We start from the raw sequence: 14,479 nt of genomic DNA, 5'->3' as shown, positions 1-14,479 counted from the left end.
AGCTGGAGACCCGCAAAAACCGGTAGTGTTTGGACGGCTATGATGATTCATTGAGGGCGCGCGATCACGGAGGCCAGCCATGGATCCCAAGTCCCTGTTCAGTTTGAGCGATCACCTTGAGGCATTGAGCAAGGAGGGCGATCCGCTTGAGGTTTTGCAGGAGACGGTGGATTTCGAGTATTTCCGAGCGTGGCTGGTCGAAGGGCTTGGTTATGGCGATGGAGCCAAAGGCGGACGCCCACCCTTCGATCCGGTGATGATGTTCAAGGCCCTGATCCTGCAGGCGCAGCATAATCTGTCAGACGCCCGGATGGAGTTCATGATCCGCGATCGGCTGAGTTGGCTGCGGTTTCTGGGACTGTCGCTTGGGGACCGCACGCCGGATGAGAACACGATCCGGCATTTTCGCAATCGCCTGACCGAGACGGGAACGCTCAAGCGGGTGATGAAGGCCTTTGACTGGCAACTCCAGAAGAAGGGCTACATTCCAATGTCCGGGCAACTCGTGGACGCCTCGCTGGTGCCTGCACCAAGACAGCGGAACACCGAGGGCGAACGCGAAGCGATCAAGTCGGGCAAGAGCGCCAGAGATATCTGGCCGAACGAGCCGAACAAGGCAGCACAAAAGGATACCGACGCGCGCTGGACCCTCAAGATCGGCGGGAAAGTTCGGTATCGAGCGGATGGAACGCCGCTCCCCATGATCGCCCTGCCGGTCTTCGGCTACAAATCCCACATCAGCATCGATCGACGCTTCGGCTTCATCCGAGGCATGGCGGTGACTTCGGCGTCAGCGGCGGACGGGCGTCTTCTCCGGCAGGTCGTCAGCACGGACAATACCAGTTCCGAGGTCTGGGCAGACAGTGCCTATCGCTCCAGGCGCAACGAGAAGTGGTTGTCGGATCAGATGCTCACGTCCCGCATTCATCGGCGCAAACCTATGGGCAAGCCGATGTCGAAGGCCACCTCGCGGGCCAATGCAGCCAAATCCTCGATCCGGGCCCATGTCGAACATGTCTTCGCCCATCAGAAGAACCGGTTCAACCTGTTCATCCGCACCATCGGCCTCGCCCGCGCTGAGGCAAAACTGACGCTTTGCAACTTGGCCTACAACTTCAACCGCCTGATTTTCCACGAACGCCGGGAATGCAGGGGCTGACTCTGTCTGCAAGCCAGCCAAACCGGCGAAATCAACGCTAGGCATCGTGGAAATCGGTCCGAACGATGCCGTTCGTGCGCTCCGAAGCCTCGACGTCTGTCAAGCCAGGCCGAAATTACCCGGTTTTTGCGGGTCTCCAGCTAGTGGAATACTTAGTGTATTTTTGGCAAGGCACGCCATTAGGCACGAACGAATTTTATGTTCAGTAATGAAGATCCAAAAAGGGATAATGAGGGGGAGCATAAGCTCCCCTTTTCATTTTTACATCCGATCTAGAACTTCATTTTTCTGAAAAAGATGGTCAAACCTGACGCCCCTAAACTTCGCTGAATTCAAAATTTCAGATAATCTTTCGGCGGTGCCCTGCCGAAGCTTGCCATAGCCGCTGGTTACGCTCGCTTGCTGGTGCCCTAACACAACACCGATGTCCAAATCATGATACCCGGCTAATCGCAGTTGATCCGCAAGCCCATGCCGGAAAGAATGAGCTCCATGGCCATCCGCACCTTGTTTAATGCCGATGCGCGTTAGGTAAGTCCGCCAGAAACGCGATGCTTGCCCGTGCTGGCCCCTTTCATTCAACGAAAGCTCGGGAAAAAGCTGGTTGTTGCCGGATCGAAGCGCGCGCTCCCTCTGATTCGCGGCAAACTCCACAAACCCGATCTTCTTCAACATACTGTGGATCGGCGCGATGCGGCTCCTGCCATTTTTCGTCCGCTGGTTAGTACGCTCAGAATGGCGAATGTGTATGAACCAATGGCCTTCGTTGCATTCAACATCTTCGACACGAAGCTGCGCGATTTCCCCTATCCGCGCGCCGGTGAAAAGGCAGATAAGCGGTATCCAAAATCGCCAATCCCGAGTGCGTAATTCACCTGCTATGTGTTCTTTGCCATCTTCCGCAAAGCCAACGAACAAGGGGCTCGTAAAAATCGCATTTAATTGACTTACGTCGAAGGGTGGACGGGGGTTTTTGCGCTTGTCTGCATGGTATCGAAGACCCTCACAGGGGTTGCTTTCAGCGTAACCTTCGCGTTTCGCCCAAACAAAAAAGGATGAAAGGCCTGAAAGGTTTTTATTCACCGTCAGGAGGCTTGGTTTTTTGCCGTTAACCTGCGTAGCGACCTCGATGGCCTGCTTCATCGTCAGACCGGCAAACTCTTTCCTTTTCCGATAGCCTACCGGCAGCGCTGCCATAGCATTACGCCATTCCCGTACTTCCAAAGCGATAACCGAACGCAAACTCCGGTGTGAACCGATGAAATCAGCGAAGCTGGCTACAGCCAGTCTATCCTGCGCAAGAGTGTCATTGCCCTTTTTGCCCTCAGAGCTGCGCTGAGCCGCATACTGGTCAAAGAGGTGCAAGATGCCCTCACCTTCGCGAGCGCGCTCCTCGCGCTTTTGGGCGAGAACTACGGTGTGTTCGGAAGGCTGGAATTGCTTCACAGGATCGCGCAGCGCTTCGACGGCCTTGCGGAACAAGTCTAGGCCACACTTCGACAGATGAGCAATGAATTGAGAAAACTCTGGTGATTGTTCCGAAATTTCCCAGTTTCGGCGCGCAATCATCCTGCGCGCGCGCTCTCGCCAGTAATCGTCCTCACCAGCAAGTTGCCTACGGCACAAATCTAGATATCGATCTTCGAAGAGACTTTTCATCTGCTCGAAGCTGCCGGGGCCAAGCCTCGCCCTCGCCATAATTAATGCATCAAGCTTGTTGCTCGCCTCTTCGAAGCCCACACGCAAGGCAGCGTCTTCAAGTTCTGCCAACGTAGGTCGCGTTGACCCACCGGAAACGGGGTCAGCCGCGTCGTTCGCTGCGTTAAGTTGGTGGGCGCGCACTTCTGACTTCCAACGGGCGATGAGAGGCAGCGCACGCGCCTCCGCCTCGCGCCTGTCAGCGGTGCCGAGAGATTGAATATATTCGCGCTTGCCGATGGTCTGCCGAAGATCTGCGGGGACCATCATCCGCGCGTAGAAGTTGTGCGAACCGCGCCGCTGGTGGACTAATTTCAGGCGGCCCATAGACACCGCCGCTTAGATGGAAAACGTAGCATAGAAACGGCTATGCCACGACTTGTGAGCGCCGAAAAGTGCAGCTTTCTAACGTTTCTAGTAGCTTATTACTAGTTTGCTACGCTTCAATATACTTCCTGTCTCCCCGACCATTTCAGTCCAGCATTTCTGCGGTCATTTCAGCTTTCGCGCCATTGCGTCAGGTACAGGGCGACTGGCTGCCGCTGCCGGTGATGCCATAGGGAGAGCCTGCGGGATTGAGGCTGCGGTCGTCGCGAATCAGGTAGGCGGCTTCGTGCTTGAAGACCTGATCCTCGATGAACATCGTCCCGAACAGCGGCTGGTAGTGGTAGTAGACTTCCACGAACATCACCGCCGAGTTCGGAACCGCGCGGATCTTGTGGTCCTCCGCTCCCATGCCGTCCAGGATCTTGCCGGTCTTGCCCTCGCCTTGCTTGCCGTAGGACGAGACGCGATCGAGCTTGCCGCGGCAGCGCTGCCAGTGGATGAACTGCACCCCGCTGTCAGGATCGACCTCCAGGCTCGACAGAATGACCCGGCCATTGGTCTCGAAGTCGAAACTGCTGCCTTCCTTGAGCGCCCCCCACATGACCGAATCGACCTGCGACTCCTTCACCGTAGGGCTGACCGAACTGTTGTCCGTCTGGCCAAGGCGGGAGGCGTTGTCCGCGACCGAGGTGGCGATCTCTCCCACCTGCATATTGGTCATCGCCATGTACGCGACTTCAGTCCCGTAGAGACCGAGCGTGAGCAGCACCGGCAGAACGAGCGCGAGTTCGATGAACGAGACGCCGCTGCTGTCCGCCGCCAGCCTGCGCAGCAGCCTCGGATCGCGGCGCTTTGGCGAAAGGCCTGCGATCACTTGCAGATCCCCGCCGTCGAACCCATGGCCTGCTGCAAGGCGTAAGGCTGGTTCTTGCGCACGGCGGTCGCGGTGAGCGTGCGCTTCGTGCTCAGGTCGGTTAGGCCCGGTACCGGGAAAACCGGCGTGTAGGTTACCTTGACGGTATAGACCACGACATCGTTTGCACCGCCGTTGCCGCTCTTGCCGACATCGGCGTCCCAGTGCCCGTTCTTGTTCTCGTCGGTATAGGATTCCCCGTCGTCGCAGCGGTCGTTGTTGTTCTTGTCGTTCCAGGCTTCCGCGCGGGCGATGTCGGTGAAGTCGAAATAGCTCGACCGCGCGATCTCCACTTCGGCGCCGGGTGCCACTCCTTCGACGAGCTTGCGGACATAGGCGTCTCCCGCTTCGGTCTGCGCGATTTCCAGCGTGCCGTTACGGGCGACTTGCTGAACGCCGCCCTGGAGAACCGCACGGACATAGGCCATGTGCCCGAGGTCGAAGATACCCATGAGCAGGATGATGAGAACCGGCCCGGCCACGGCGAATTCGATGATCGTCACGCCCCGGCGGTCCTCGCTCAGGGCGCGGAGCGCGCGCATCCCTTGCCGCACCGCTTGCCTGGAGCCTTCGGTCACTCGGTGATCCTCAACTCGCCTACCTGCTTGGCGATTTCCTGAAAGGCGGTGTTGAGGTCGGCGGCATTGGTCGCCACGTAGGAGCTGTCGTCGGAAGCGCAGGTCTTCAGGTCCCTCGAAAGGCCGGACGTGAAGGCGATCACCCAGACACGGATGCCCTTGGCCTTGACCGCCTCGCAGACCGCCAGGAAACGCGAGGTATGCCGCGCGTCGGCGGTGCTTTCCGAGCCGTCGGACGTCGTGCGCAGATCCCACCAGTCCAGTCCCCATGCGGTGGGCACGGAGTTCGAGGTATCCATCTGGCCGTCGGTCATGAAGATGATGTGCCGCGCCACTTCGCCGCCGTTGGTCGGCTCGAGGTTGACGACATTGCGGAAGATGCCGTCCGGAGAGAGCATGCGCCCGCCCCAGATCATGCCGATGTCGAGGTAGGTCCCGCCCGCCGCCGTCAGGGAATTGGCGTAAGTGTCGAAGCTGGACTTATCCATTTCCTTGAGGAGTTGCGCCTGCGCGGGGCAATAGGAGCCGGCCAGGGCGCCGTCCTCGGTGATGGCGCGCGTCCAGGTGCTGGAACTGCTGCCGGCGCGGCGATAGGAGATCTCCGGCCAGAGCGGCCCCCACTTGGTGGCGGGATCGGAGGTCGGCGCAGAGTCTATGTCGATGTCGAGCGCCGAGGACGGGGTAATGCCGGTGATCGAGTTGTAGCCGAACGTCGCGGTGTTGGAGGTGCTGCGCTCCTCGATGCAGCCGCCCCAGGTGTAGGATACCGCAGCGCCGTTGCTGCCGTTGGGAACGGTCGTGCGGGCGAAGGTCTTGTAGGTGCTCGTGTTCACCCCGGTAACCTGCCGGTACTCCCAATGGTCGAAGGTCGAGCCCGCTCCGCCGGTGGAGTTGGTCGCGTCCTTGTAAGGCTCCGTCGTCACTTTGGTGCGTTTGTTGGTGGTCGTGTATATGTAGTAGCTGCTCCAGTTGCCTTCGCAGGTGTAGGTCAGCATCTGCTGCTCTTGCCTGGTCACGACATTGACGGTGATGTTCGGGCTCGTGCCCGAAAGAACCGGAGTGGTCGTGGGCGAACCGGTGTCCGAATAGCTGGTCTGGTTCTTCGGCAGAGCCTTGGTGCAGTCGTTGTACGAGTAGCTATTTTTCCCCTTTGTCTTGGTCTGGCCGGAGGACTCGTACTCGACCGTCGCGGAGCCCGTCTTCGTTCCTGCCGAAAGGTTCACGAAGATCGGTATGCGAGACTGATAGTTCCAACTGTCGGCCAGATAACTAGGGTCCAGATCCTTGAGCAGCCGCCCGACGTTGACCGTCGAACTATAGGGCACGAAGCCGTAGCGGACCCGCGCATTGGTTTCCTTCGTCGCGGTCGAGATCGTCGTGTAGAAGTTCTTCATCGCGGCGCGCAAAGCGGCGATGCGGGTGCTGCCGCCGAGCGCTTCGCCCATCGATCCGGTGGTATCCAGCACCATCATCACGTCGGCGTTTCCAATCCCCATCGACGAGGTGCAGGCCACGTTGACGGTGAAATGGTCGAACCCGAAAAGCCGCATGACCACGGTGTCCAGGACGGTGGTGGCGGCGCCTTTCACCGTCTGCCCCTTGTCGTCTGAAGAGACTTCGAACGCGGTCGATCCCGTGCCCTGAACGGTGTTGAAATTAGTCGCGAAATAGTTGTCAGCCACCGTGTGGACGGACGGCGCGAGGCCGTTCACCGGCGTCGTCGTATCCGCATCGGTCGCCACCGTCCGCCGCGCAGCCAGTACGGCGGAGTCGCAGGCGGCCTGAAGCTGGTTCTCGACTTTGAAATTGCGGCTGAGATCGATCGCTGAGCCGACGACCGCGGCGGCCACGACCATTCCGACTGCCGCGAGCGGCAGGACATTGCCCGAGATATCCCTGGACAGGCGGTGCAACTGACGGAGGATCATGCGCATCGGAAAGGCCAGTCTTTCGCCGGAGTTTCGTCGGGTTTCCGGCACGATCTAACGGAACTTACTTAATGAAACCCTGACTTCCTCGCCCTGCTTCGTCGCCATCTCGGCACCCGATCCAGCCGGCTGTCCTGAAAAAATTCGGCGTTCTTGAAATATTTCCGGAACCGAACGGAACGCGGGGAGTTTCCTATGCCGATCCGGGGACCGCCCTTGAATTTTGGGGGGAGGAGCGGTCCGCCTGCAGCCGGCGTTTCCCCTTGAGATTCGTAATGTCGCCCAGCAAGGCCTTCAGTCCTCACGTCCAGCTTGCGCTTGTCATCATCATCGTCCTGGGCCTCTGCCTGCTGATAGACGCGACGATACCCCTGGGGACGGGGGTGAGCGTGCTTTACCTCCTGCCGACGGTGATCGCTTTCGTCGCACAGCGGCCGGTGACGCCGCTGCTCGCCGCCATAGCGGGCGTCGGCTGCGCCTTGGCCGCCTATTTCATCGCGCCGCAGGGCCTGGGCCTGGAGATCGCGCTGACGAACCGGGCCTTTTCGGGCGTCACCAATTTCCTGCTGGCGGCGATCGGCTTCTTCCTCATCCGCTACCGCAATGCCAGCCGCCACCAGCAGTGGCTGCGCGAGAGCGAGACCGACCTATCGCGTGCCACTTCCGGCAGTCTCGCGCTCAGCGAGCTTGGCAATCGCACGCTCTCGTTCCTGGCTGAGCGGTTCGGTGCGATCGCCGGCGCCCTCTACGTCAAGGAAGACGGAACCTTCCGTAGGATCGCGACCTACGGCGTACCCGCCGACGCACTCGTACCGGAGACTATCGAACCGGGCGAAAGCCTGCTCGGCGAAGTCATGCGCCACGGCCGCACGACCACGCTGACGCAAGTGCCTGCCGGTTACCTCTCGTTTGGAACGGCCCTTGGGCAGGCCACACCGGCAACGCTCGTGCTGGGTGCTGCCCATGTGGACGAGACGATAAATGCCGTCATCGAGATCGGCTTCGTGAACGCGCGCGACGCTCGGCCCGAGGATCTCGTCGCCTTCCTCGACATCGTCGGCGGCTCGCTGGGCATCACCCTGCGCTCCGCCAAGTACCGCGCGCGGCTGGAGCATCTGCTTTCCGAGACGCAGCAACAGGCCGAGGAACTCCAGAACCAGAGCGAGGAACTGCGCGCCACCAACGACGAGCTGGAAGCGCAAAGCAAGCTGCTGCTCCATTCGCAGACCCAGCTCGAAGAACAGCAGGCCGAGCTTGAGCGCAGCAATTCGCAGCTGGAGGAGCAGGCACAGTCTCTGGAGGCGCAGCGCGACGAACTGACCCGCTCGCAGACGCGCCTGCGCGGCCAGGCCGACGAACTCGAACAGGCCAGCCGCTACAAGTCCGAATTCCTCGCCAACATGAGCCACGAACTGCGCACCCCGCTCAATTCGCTGCTGATCATGGCCCGCCTCCTGGCCGACAATCGTCAGGGCAACCTTTCGGGCGAGCAGGTCCGCTATGCCGAGACGATCGAATCCTCCGGCAACGACCTGCTGACGCTGATCAACGACGTGCTGGACATCTCGAAGATCGAGGCCGGCCGGCTGGAACTGGAACCGCACCGCGTGCCGGTGGCGGCCATGCTCGGCAAGCTGGAGAACACGTTCGGCGCTCCCGCCTCCGGCAAGGGCCTCTCCCTCAGGATGACCGCGGCGGAAGGCGTGAACGAGATCGAGACCGATCCGCTGCGCCTGGAGCAGGTGCTCAAGAACTTCCTGTCCAATGCCATCAAGTTTACCTCGCACGGCGAAGTATCGTTGACCGTTGCGCCCGTCTCGTCCGACCGCATCGCCTTCTCCGTGCGCGACACCGGCCCCGGCATCCCCGAGGACCAGCAGGACGCGATCTTCGAGGCATTCCGCCAGGCCGACGGCGGCATTGCCCGCAAGTACGGCGGCACCGGCCTTGGCCTTTCCATCTCGCGCGAGCTGGCGCATCTGCTGGGCGGCACGATCTCGGTCGACAGCACGCCGGGCAAGGGCAGCACCTTCACCCTGGAACTTCCCGTGGCATTCCGGCCGGGCGACAGCGCCAGCGCTCCGCAGATCCCCGGAAGGACCAGCCCGACGCCGACGCCGGCAGCCACGCCGACCACCGCACCTGCCACGCGCCGCGGCCCCAAGCCGCAGGACGACCGCGAGACCCTATCCGGCGATTCGCGCGTGATCCTGATCGTCGAGGACGACCCTGCGTTTGCCCGAATCCTCTGCGATCTCGCTCATGAAGTCGGCTTCGAATGCCTGATCGCCGGCACTGCGGACGAGGGCGCCCTGCTCGCACGGCAATACTTGCCGCAGGCGGTGATTCTCGACATGCACTTGCCCGACCATACGGGTCTTTCGGTGCTCGACCGGATCAAGCGCGATGCCCGCACGCGCCACATCCCCGTCCACATCGTATCGGCAGATCATGACGACCACGCCGCGCTGGCCAGCGGCGCGGTGGGCTATCTGTTCAAGCCGGTAAGCCGCAACAGCCTGATGGGCATGCTGGAGGGCCTCGAAGCCCGCATGGACCAACGCCTGCGCCGCGTGCTGGTGGTGGAGGACGACCCCCGCCAGGCGGAAGCGATCCACCTCCTGCTCGCCTCGCGCGATGTCGAGACCGTGGACGTCCAGAGCGCCGCCGACTGCCTTGCGCGCCTGGGCCAGGAAACCTTCGACTGCATGGTGCTGGACCTCAACCTGCCCGACATGTCCGGCCTCGACCTGCTCGAACGCCTCTCGCTCGACGAGAGTGTCGGCTTCCCGCCGGTGATCGTCTATACCGGCCGCGAACTCTCCGACGAGGAAGAGATGCGGCTGCGCCGCTACTCCAAGTCGATCATCGTCAAGGGCGCCAAGAGCCCCGAGCGCCTGCTCGACGAGGTCACCCTGTTCCTCCACCAGGTCGTCTCGGATCTTCCGGACGAGAAGCAGCAGTTGCTCGCGCGTTCGCTCGGCCGGGACGCCGCCCTGGAGGGCCGCCAGATCCTGGTGGTGGAAGACGACATCCGCAACATCTACGCCCTCACCTCCGTCCTCGAACCGCACGGCGTCCACGTCCGCATCGCCCGCAACGGGATCGAGGCGCTCAACGAACTGGCACGCGTGGCGGACAGCGACGGCGGAGCCGTGGACCTCGTGCTGATGGACGTGATGATGCCGGAAATGGACGGCCTCACCTGCACGCGCGAAATCCGCAAGGATCCTCATTGGCGCTCCCTGCCGATCATCGCCCTGACCGCCAAGGCCATGGAGCGCGACCATCGTGAATGCCTGGAGGCGGGTGCCAACGACTACCTCTCCAAGCCGCTCGACGTGGACAAGCTGCTCAGCCTCGTGCGTGTATGGATGCCGCGATGAGGCCGCTGGGACGGCGCGCCGTCGAGCCCGTCGAGGATATCGAGGTCGACCTGCTGGTCGAGGCGATCTGGCGGCGATACCAGTACGATTTCCGCGACTATTCGCGCGCCTCGCTGCTGCGCCGGCTTCAGCGGGCGCAGTCGCATTTCGGCTATCCGCACCTGTCCAGCCTGCTCGACCGCATCCTGCACGATAGCGGTAGCCTCAATGTCCTGATCGGTTTCCTGACGATCCAGGTCAGCGAGATGTTCCGCGACCCTGAGTATTTCCGCGCCATCCGCGAGCAGGTCATACCGCATCTGCGCACCTGGCCCTCGATCAAGGTCTGGGTCGCCGGCTGCGCCAACGGCGAGGAATTCTATTCGCTGGCGATCCTGTTCCGCGAGGAAGGCCTGGAAGATCGCACCTTGTTCTACTGCACGGACATCAACCCTTCCGCGCTCGCCAAGGCGGAAGCCGGTGTCTACGAGATCGAGCGGATCGCCGGTTTCTCCCGCAACTACGGCGAAGCGGGGGGCAAGGCTTCGTTGTCGGAATACTATACCGCCAACTACGGCGTCGCCCGTTTCGATCCCACCTTGCGCCGGCGCGCGGTCTTCGCCGATCACAACCTCGCCAGCGACGCTGTTTTTTCCGAGGTTCAGCTGGTGTCCAGCCGCAACGTGCTGATCTACTTCGACCGCGCCTTGCAGGACCGGGCCCTCGGCCTCTTCGCGCAGTCGCTACCGCCGGGGGGCTTCCTCGGCCTGGGATCGAAGGAAACCGTGCATTTTTCCGCCGAAGTAGACAGTTTCGCCGAATTCGCGCCCTTGGAAAAGATCTGGCGACGCACCAAACACGACGTCCAGGAGGCCGCCCTTGCTGAATGAGCCGCTCAAGATCCTGGCCGTGGACGACATCAGGGAGAACCTGCTCGTCCTCGAAGCGGCCCTGGACCAGCCCGGCGTGGAACTGGTCACCGTCTCCTCCGGGTTCGAGGCGCTGGAAGCCATGCTGCGCCACGATTTCGCCCTGGCCCTGCTCGACGTCATGATGCCAGAGATGGACGGCTTCGAACTCGCCGAACTGATGCGCGGGACCGAGAGGACGCGCGCCGTCCCGATCATCTTCCTGACCGCCCTGGCCACCGACGAGCGTCGCCGCTTTCGCGGCTACGAGGCGGGCGCGGTCGACTACCTGCTCAAGCCGCTCGACATGGTCGAGCTCAATTCGAAAGTGGCGGTCTTCGTCGAACTGGCCCGCCAGCGCCGGGAAATCGCTCGCCAGCGCGACGAACTCGGGCTCGCGCTCGGGCGCCTGCGCGCGCACGGCGACAACTCGCCGCTGGCCGTGCTGGAGATCGACGCGAACCTCAGGATCGTCAGCTGGTATCGCAGCGCGGAGCGTGAAGTCGGCTTCTCGGCGCAGGACGTGCTTGGCCTCAAGGTCGAGGAAGCGCCGTTCCTGGCGCCCGCCGACCGGCCCGGCTTCGTGGAGGCCATGCGCGCCCTGCTCGGCGGGGAAGATCGCCGCGAGACACAGGAACATCGCTTCGTTCGGGCCGACGGCGCCTTGCGCGAAGGCGAGTGGTACTGCTCCTCGCTCGCCGGAACCGGTTCGCGCGGGGCCAGCGTGATGATCGAACTGCTCGACGTTACCGAACGCCACCGGGCGGAGGAAACGCAGCGCCTGCTGATCGGCGAACTCAACCACCGGGTGAAGAACACGCTGGCCACCGTCCAGGCGATCGCCTCGCAGGGCTTCCGCCACGCCTTGTCCGCCGAGGATTTCCAGCAATCCTTCAGCGGCCGCCTGCAGTCGCTGGCGCGCGCCCATTCGCTGCTGAGCGCCACGACGTGGGAGCCTGCCAGCCTGCGCAACCTCATCGCCGACCAGGTCGCGATCGGCACTGTCAGCGAGGAACGGCTGCGGCTTGCCGGTCCCGACGTGGACCTGCCGCCGGAACTTGCTCTGCGGTTCTCGCTGATACTCCACGAACTGGCGACGAATGCGCACAAGTACGGGGCCCTGTCGAACGACACGGGGACTGTCTCCCTCGACTGGTCGCTATCGCGCCATGTGCTCTCGCTGACCTGGACGGAACACGGCGGTCCTCCCGTCGTGCCGCCGCAGCGCCGAGGCTTCGGCTCCACTCTGATCGAGAGCAGCATGGCCGCCGATGGCGCGAGGATCAGCGCCGAGTACGCACCGGCCGGTGTGCGATGGCATCTTGTCCTTCCCCTCGCCGACGAACTTCCACCGGCAACGGAACTGCCGTCGGCAGCGGGGATGGCTCCCGAACCGGCGCTTTTCGAACCGCAGCCGCCGGTGCCACCCGAGGACGAGACAGCCACGGCCTCCCCCGCGCTGTCGCAGGGTCTCAGGATCCTCATCGTCGAGGACGAACCACTGGTGGCGATGGAACTGATGATGGAGATCGAGGATAGCGGCGCTGTCCCCCTCGGGCCAGCTACCTCCTGCGAGCAGGCCATTGCCATGATTCGCGAGACCGGCCCCGATCTGGCGCTGCTCGACGGCAATCTCAATGGCGAGCGGATCGACGCGGTGGCCGACGAGTTGGCCGCCCGCGCAACGCCTTTCGCTTTCGTCAGCGGCTACGACCGGCAGCATCTCCCTCCGAACCACAGCAAGCGCCCGATGCTGGGCAAGCCATTCCTTGGGCGCGAGGTTTCGGCAATGGTCCGCCAGCTTGCCGAAGAGGCCGAAACCACCGCGCGTTGACCCTTTGCGAAAGCTCCATGCCGCGCGGTAAGAAACTTTCCGCGCGGCCCAGGGTTTATCCGTAGGAATGGACCTCAGGAAGGGAGCCGCTGCCAGATGGCCCTGACGCAAGACAGTACCTACCGCTCGGAACGGATCTGGACGCCCCGCGCGCCGCTCGATCCCGGACTGCGCCGCCGCTTTCATGGCCCGATCCAGCCGATGGACCAGCCCACTTTCCTCGAACGCCTGTTCGGACATCGCTGAAATCCGCTTGCGATCGCTCGGCCCGGCGTTAGGCCGGTGAAATGTCCGACAAGCCCGTTTCCGTCCTCTTCGTATGCCTCGGCAACATCTGCCGTTCGCCCCTGGCCGAAGCCGCGCTGCGCGAAGCGGCGGAGGCGGCCGGGCTGAACATCGAGATCGACTCGGCGGGGACGGGAAACTGGCACGTCGGTAAAGGACCGGACCCGCGCTCCTGCGCCGCAGCGCTTCGGCATGGGATCGACATATCCGCCTATCGCGCACGCCAGGTCTCGCCGGACGATTTCCTGCGATTCGATCGCATCGTCGCGCTCGATGCGAGGAACCTGGCAGACTTGCGGCAGCTCGCTCCCCCCGGCGGCAAGGCCCGACTTTCGCTGCTGCTCGATCACGTCCCCGGCCTTGAAGGACGGGACGTGGAAGATCCCTATTATGGCGGCCTGGACGGCTTCGAGACGACCTGGAGCCAGGTTAGCGCCGCCGCCCGCAATCTTGTGGCGGAACTGGCCGGGCGCTAGTCCGAGGCCACGCCTCGCCGCTCCGATCATCCATCGCCGCGCGCCTTCATTTGCTTTTGGCCCTGCTTCCATTATATGCCCGCTCGAACGCCCCGGCCCGGTCGCCAAGCGACGTCCGACGGACCGGGGTACGCTCTTTATACAGTTTCAAGGACGAACACGCATGTCCCGTCGCCGCCAGATCTACGAGGGCAAGGCCAAGATCCTCTACGAAGGCCCTGAACCCGGCACCCTGATCCAGTACTTCAAGGACGACGCCACTGCGTTCAACGCGCAGAAAAAGGGCACGATCCAGGGCAAGGGCGTGATCAACAACCGTATCAGCGAGTACGTGTTCACGCGCCTCAACCACATCGGCGTGCCCAACCACTTCATCCGCCGCCTCAACATGCGTGAGCAGCTGGTCCGTCAGGTCGAGATCATCCCGATCGAGGTCGTGGTGCGCAACGTTGCCGCCGGCTCGATCTCCAAGCGCCTCGGCATTCCCGAGGGCGAGCCGCTGCCGCACACGCTGATCGAATATTACTACAAGGACGATGCACTGGGCGATCCGATGATCGCCGAAGAGCACATCGCCTGCTTCGGTTGGGCCACCAACGAGGAGATGCAGGACATCGCAGCGATGGCCATCCGCGTGAACGACTTCATGTGCGGCATGTTCGCGGCGATCAACATCCGCCTCGTCGACTTCAAGCTCGAATTCGGCCGCATCTGGGATGGCGATTACAGCCGCGTGATCCTGGCGGACGAAATCAGCCCGGACGGCTGCCGCCTCTGGGACATGCACACAGGCGAGAAGCTGGACAAGGACCGCTTCCGCCGCGACCTGGGCGGTGAGGAAGAGGCCTACCAGGAAGTCGCCCGCCGTCTCGGCCTGCTTCAGGACGACAACGGCCCTAGCGAAGTCCTCGACCTTTCCAAGCACCGCAAGCTGCGCGGCAAGTAAGGCCTGCAAGCCTCAAGCCCGCATGGTGAAGCCCGGCCGCCGCAAGGCGAGTCGGGCTTTCC

Annotated in this window: 11 protein-coding genes; 7 read left to right on the top strand and 4 right to left on the bottom strand. The window is 62.6% G+C overall.

What is annotated here, in order from left to right; genetic code table 11:
• Nucleotides 1-79: 79 nt before the first annotated feature.
• Nucleotides 80-1,159 carry an IS5/IS1182 family transposase gene (locus L284_RS44220; protein WP_021233694.1) on the top strand — a complete coding sequence of 360 codons (1,080 nt, stop codon included), beginning with the start codon at nucleotides 80-82 and terminating at the stop codon, nucleotides 1,157-1,159.
• 261 nt (nucleotides 1,160-1,420) lie between these two features.
• Here the strand turns inward: L284_RS44220 and L284_RS44215 are convergent, their stop codons facing one another.
• The 4 genes from L284_RS44215 to L284_RS44200 all read right to left on the bottom strand — a co-directional run bounded on the left by L284_RS44215 (nucleotide 1,421) and on the right by L284_RS44200 (nucleotide 6,609).
• Complete coding sequence (locus L284_RS44215) at nucleotides 1,421-3,184, bottom strand: DUF6538 domain-containing protein (protein WP_021235832.1); 1,764 nt, start codon at nucleotides 3,182-3,184, stop codon at nucleotides 1,421-1,423.
• Between the two features lie 190 nt (nucleotides 3,185-3,374).
• On the bottom strand, nucleotides 3,375-4,058 hold the full coding sequence (locus L284_RS44210; RefSeq protein WP_021235831.1) for a TadE/TadG family type IV pilus assembly protein: 684 nt from the start codon (nucleotides 4,056-4,058) through the stop codon (nucleotides 3,375-3,377).
• Nucleotides 4,055-4,675, bottom strand: a complete 621-nt coding sequence (locus L284_RS44205; protein ID WP_021235830.1) for a TadE/TadG family type IV pilus assembly protein — start codon at nucleotides 4,673-4,675, stop codon at nucleotides 4,055-4,057. Before L284_RS44205 ends, L284_RS44210 begins: the two co-directional genes overlap by 4 nt.
• The gene (locus L284_RS44200; protein ID WP_021235829.1) at nucleotides 4,672-6,609 is read right to left on the bottom strand and encodes a pilus assembly protein TadG-related protein; all 1,938 of its coding nucleotides are present in this window, start codon (nucleotides 6,607-6,609) and stop codon (nucleotides 4,672-4,674) included. The genes L284_RS44205 and L284_RS44200 overlap by 4 nt, the downstream gene beginning before the upstream one ends.
• Before the next feature lie 269 nt (nucleotides 6,610-6,878).
• Here L284_RS44200 and L284_RS44195 point away from each other — a divergent pair, with 269 nt between their 5' ends.
• The 6 genes from L284_RS44195 (at nucleotide 6,879) to purC (ending at nucleotide 14,417) form a co-directional block, all read left to right on the top strand.
• Nucleotides 6,879-9,989 (top strand): response regulator, encoded by a 3,111-nt coding sequence (locus L284_RS44195; RefSeq protein WP_021235828.1) that lies wholly within the window; start codon nucleotides 6,879-6,881, stop codon nucleotides 9,987-9,989.
• Nucleotides 9,974-10,858 carry a CheR family methyltransferase gene (locus L284_RS44190; RefSeq protein WP_021235827.1) on the top strand — a complete coding sequence of 295 codons (885 nt, stop codon included), beginning with the start codon at nucleotides 9,974-9,976 and terminating at the stop codon, nucleotides 10,856-10,858. The genes L284_RS44195 and L284_RS44190 overlap by 16 nt, the downstream gene beginning before the upstream one ends.
• Complete coding sequence (locus tag L284_RS44185) at nucleotides 10,848-12,710, top strand: response regulator (protein WP_021235826.1); 1,863 nt, start codon at nucleotides 10,848-10,850, stop codon at nucleotides 12,708-12,710. The genes L284_RS44190 and L284_RS44185 overlap by 11 nt, the downstream gene beginning before the upstream one ends.
• 96 nt (nucleotides 12,711-12,806) lie before the next feature.
• A complete protein-coding gene (locus L284_RS48445) occupies nucleotides 12,807-12,956 on the top strand; it encodes a hypothetical protein (protein ID WP_021235825.1) in 150 nt (49 codons plus the stop codon).
• Between the two features lie 41 nt (nucleotides 12,957-12,997).
• Nucleotides 12,998-13,471, top strand: a complete 474-nt coding sequence (locus L284_RS44180) for a low molecular weight protein-tyrosine-phosphatase (RefSeq protein ID WP_021235824.1) — start codon at nucleotides 12,998-13,000, stop codon at nucleotides 13,469-13,471.
• 163 nt (nucleotides 13,472-13,634) lie between these two features.
• Nucleotides 13,635-14,417, top strand: coding sequence for a phosphoribosylaminoimidazolesuccinocarboxamide synthase (gene purC, locus L284_RS44175; protein WP_021235823.1), 783 nt, complete (start codon nucleotides 13,635-13,637; stop codon nucleotides 14,415-14,417).
• Nucleotides 14,418-14,479 lie beyond the last annotated feature (62 nt).

Source organism: Novosphingobium lindaniclasticum LE124, from assembly GCF_000445125.1.
Lineage (GTDB): Bacteria > Pseudomonadota > Alphaproteobacteria > Sphingomonadales > Sphingomonadaceae > Novosphingobium > Novosphingobium lindaniclasticum.
This window is presented reverse-complemented; position numbering and strand designations above follow the sequence as displayed.

Coding starts and splice junctions, on each gene's coding strand:
- L284_RS44220 (WP_021233694.1), top strand. CDS start 80: ATGGATCCCAAGTCCCTGTTCAGTTTGAGCGATCACCTTGAGGCATTG.
- L284_RS44215 (WP_021235832.1), bottom strand. CDS start 3,184: ATGGGCCGCCTGAAATTAGTCCACCAGCGGCGCGGTTCGCACAACTTC.
- L284_RS44200 (WP_021235829.1), bottom strand. CDS start 6,609: ATGCGCATGATCCTCCGTCAGTTGCACCGCCTGTCCAGGGATATCTCG.
- L284_RS44195 (WP_021235828.1), top strand. CDS start 6,879: ATGTCGCCCAGCAAGGCCTTCAGTCCTCACGTCCAGCTTGCGCTTGTC.
- L284_RS44190 (WP_021235827.1), top strand. CDS start 9,974: ATGGATGCCGCGATGAGGCCGCTGGGACGGCGCGCCGTCGAGCCCGTC.
- L284_RS48445 (WP_021235825.1), top strand. CDS start 12,807: ATGGCCCTGACGCAAGACAGTACCTACCGCTCGGAACGGATCTGGACG.
- L284_RS44180 (WP_021235824.1), top strand. CDS start 12,998: ATGTCCGACAAGCCCGTTTCCGTCCTCTTCGTATGCCTCGGCAACATC.
- purC (WP_021235823.1), top strand. CDS start 13,635: ATGTCCCGTCGCCGCCAGATCTACGAGGGCAAGGCCAAGATCCTCTAC.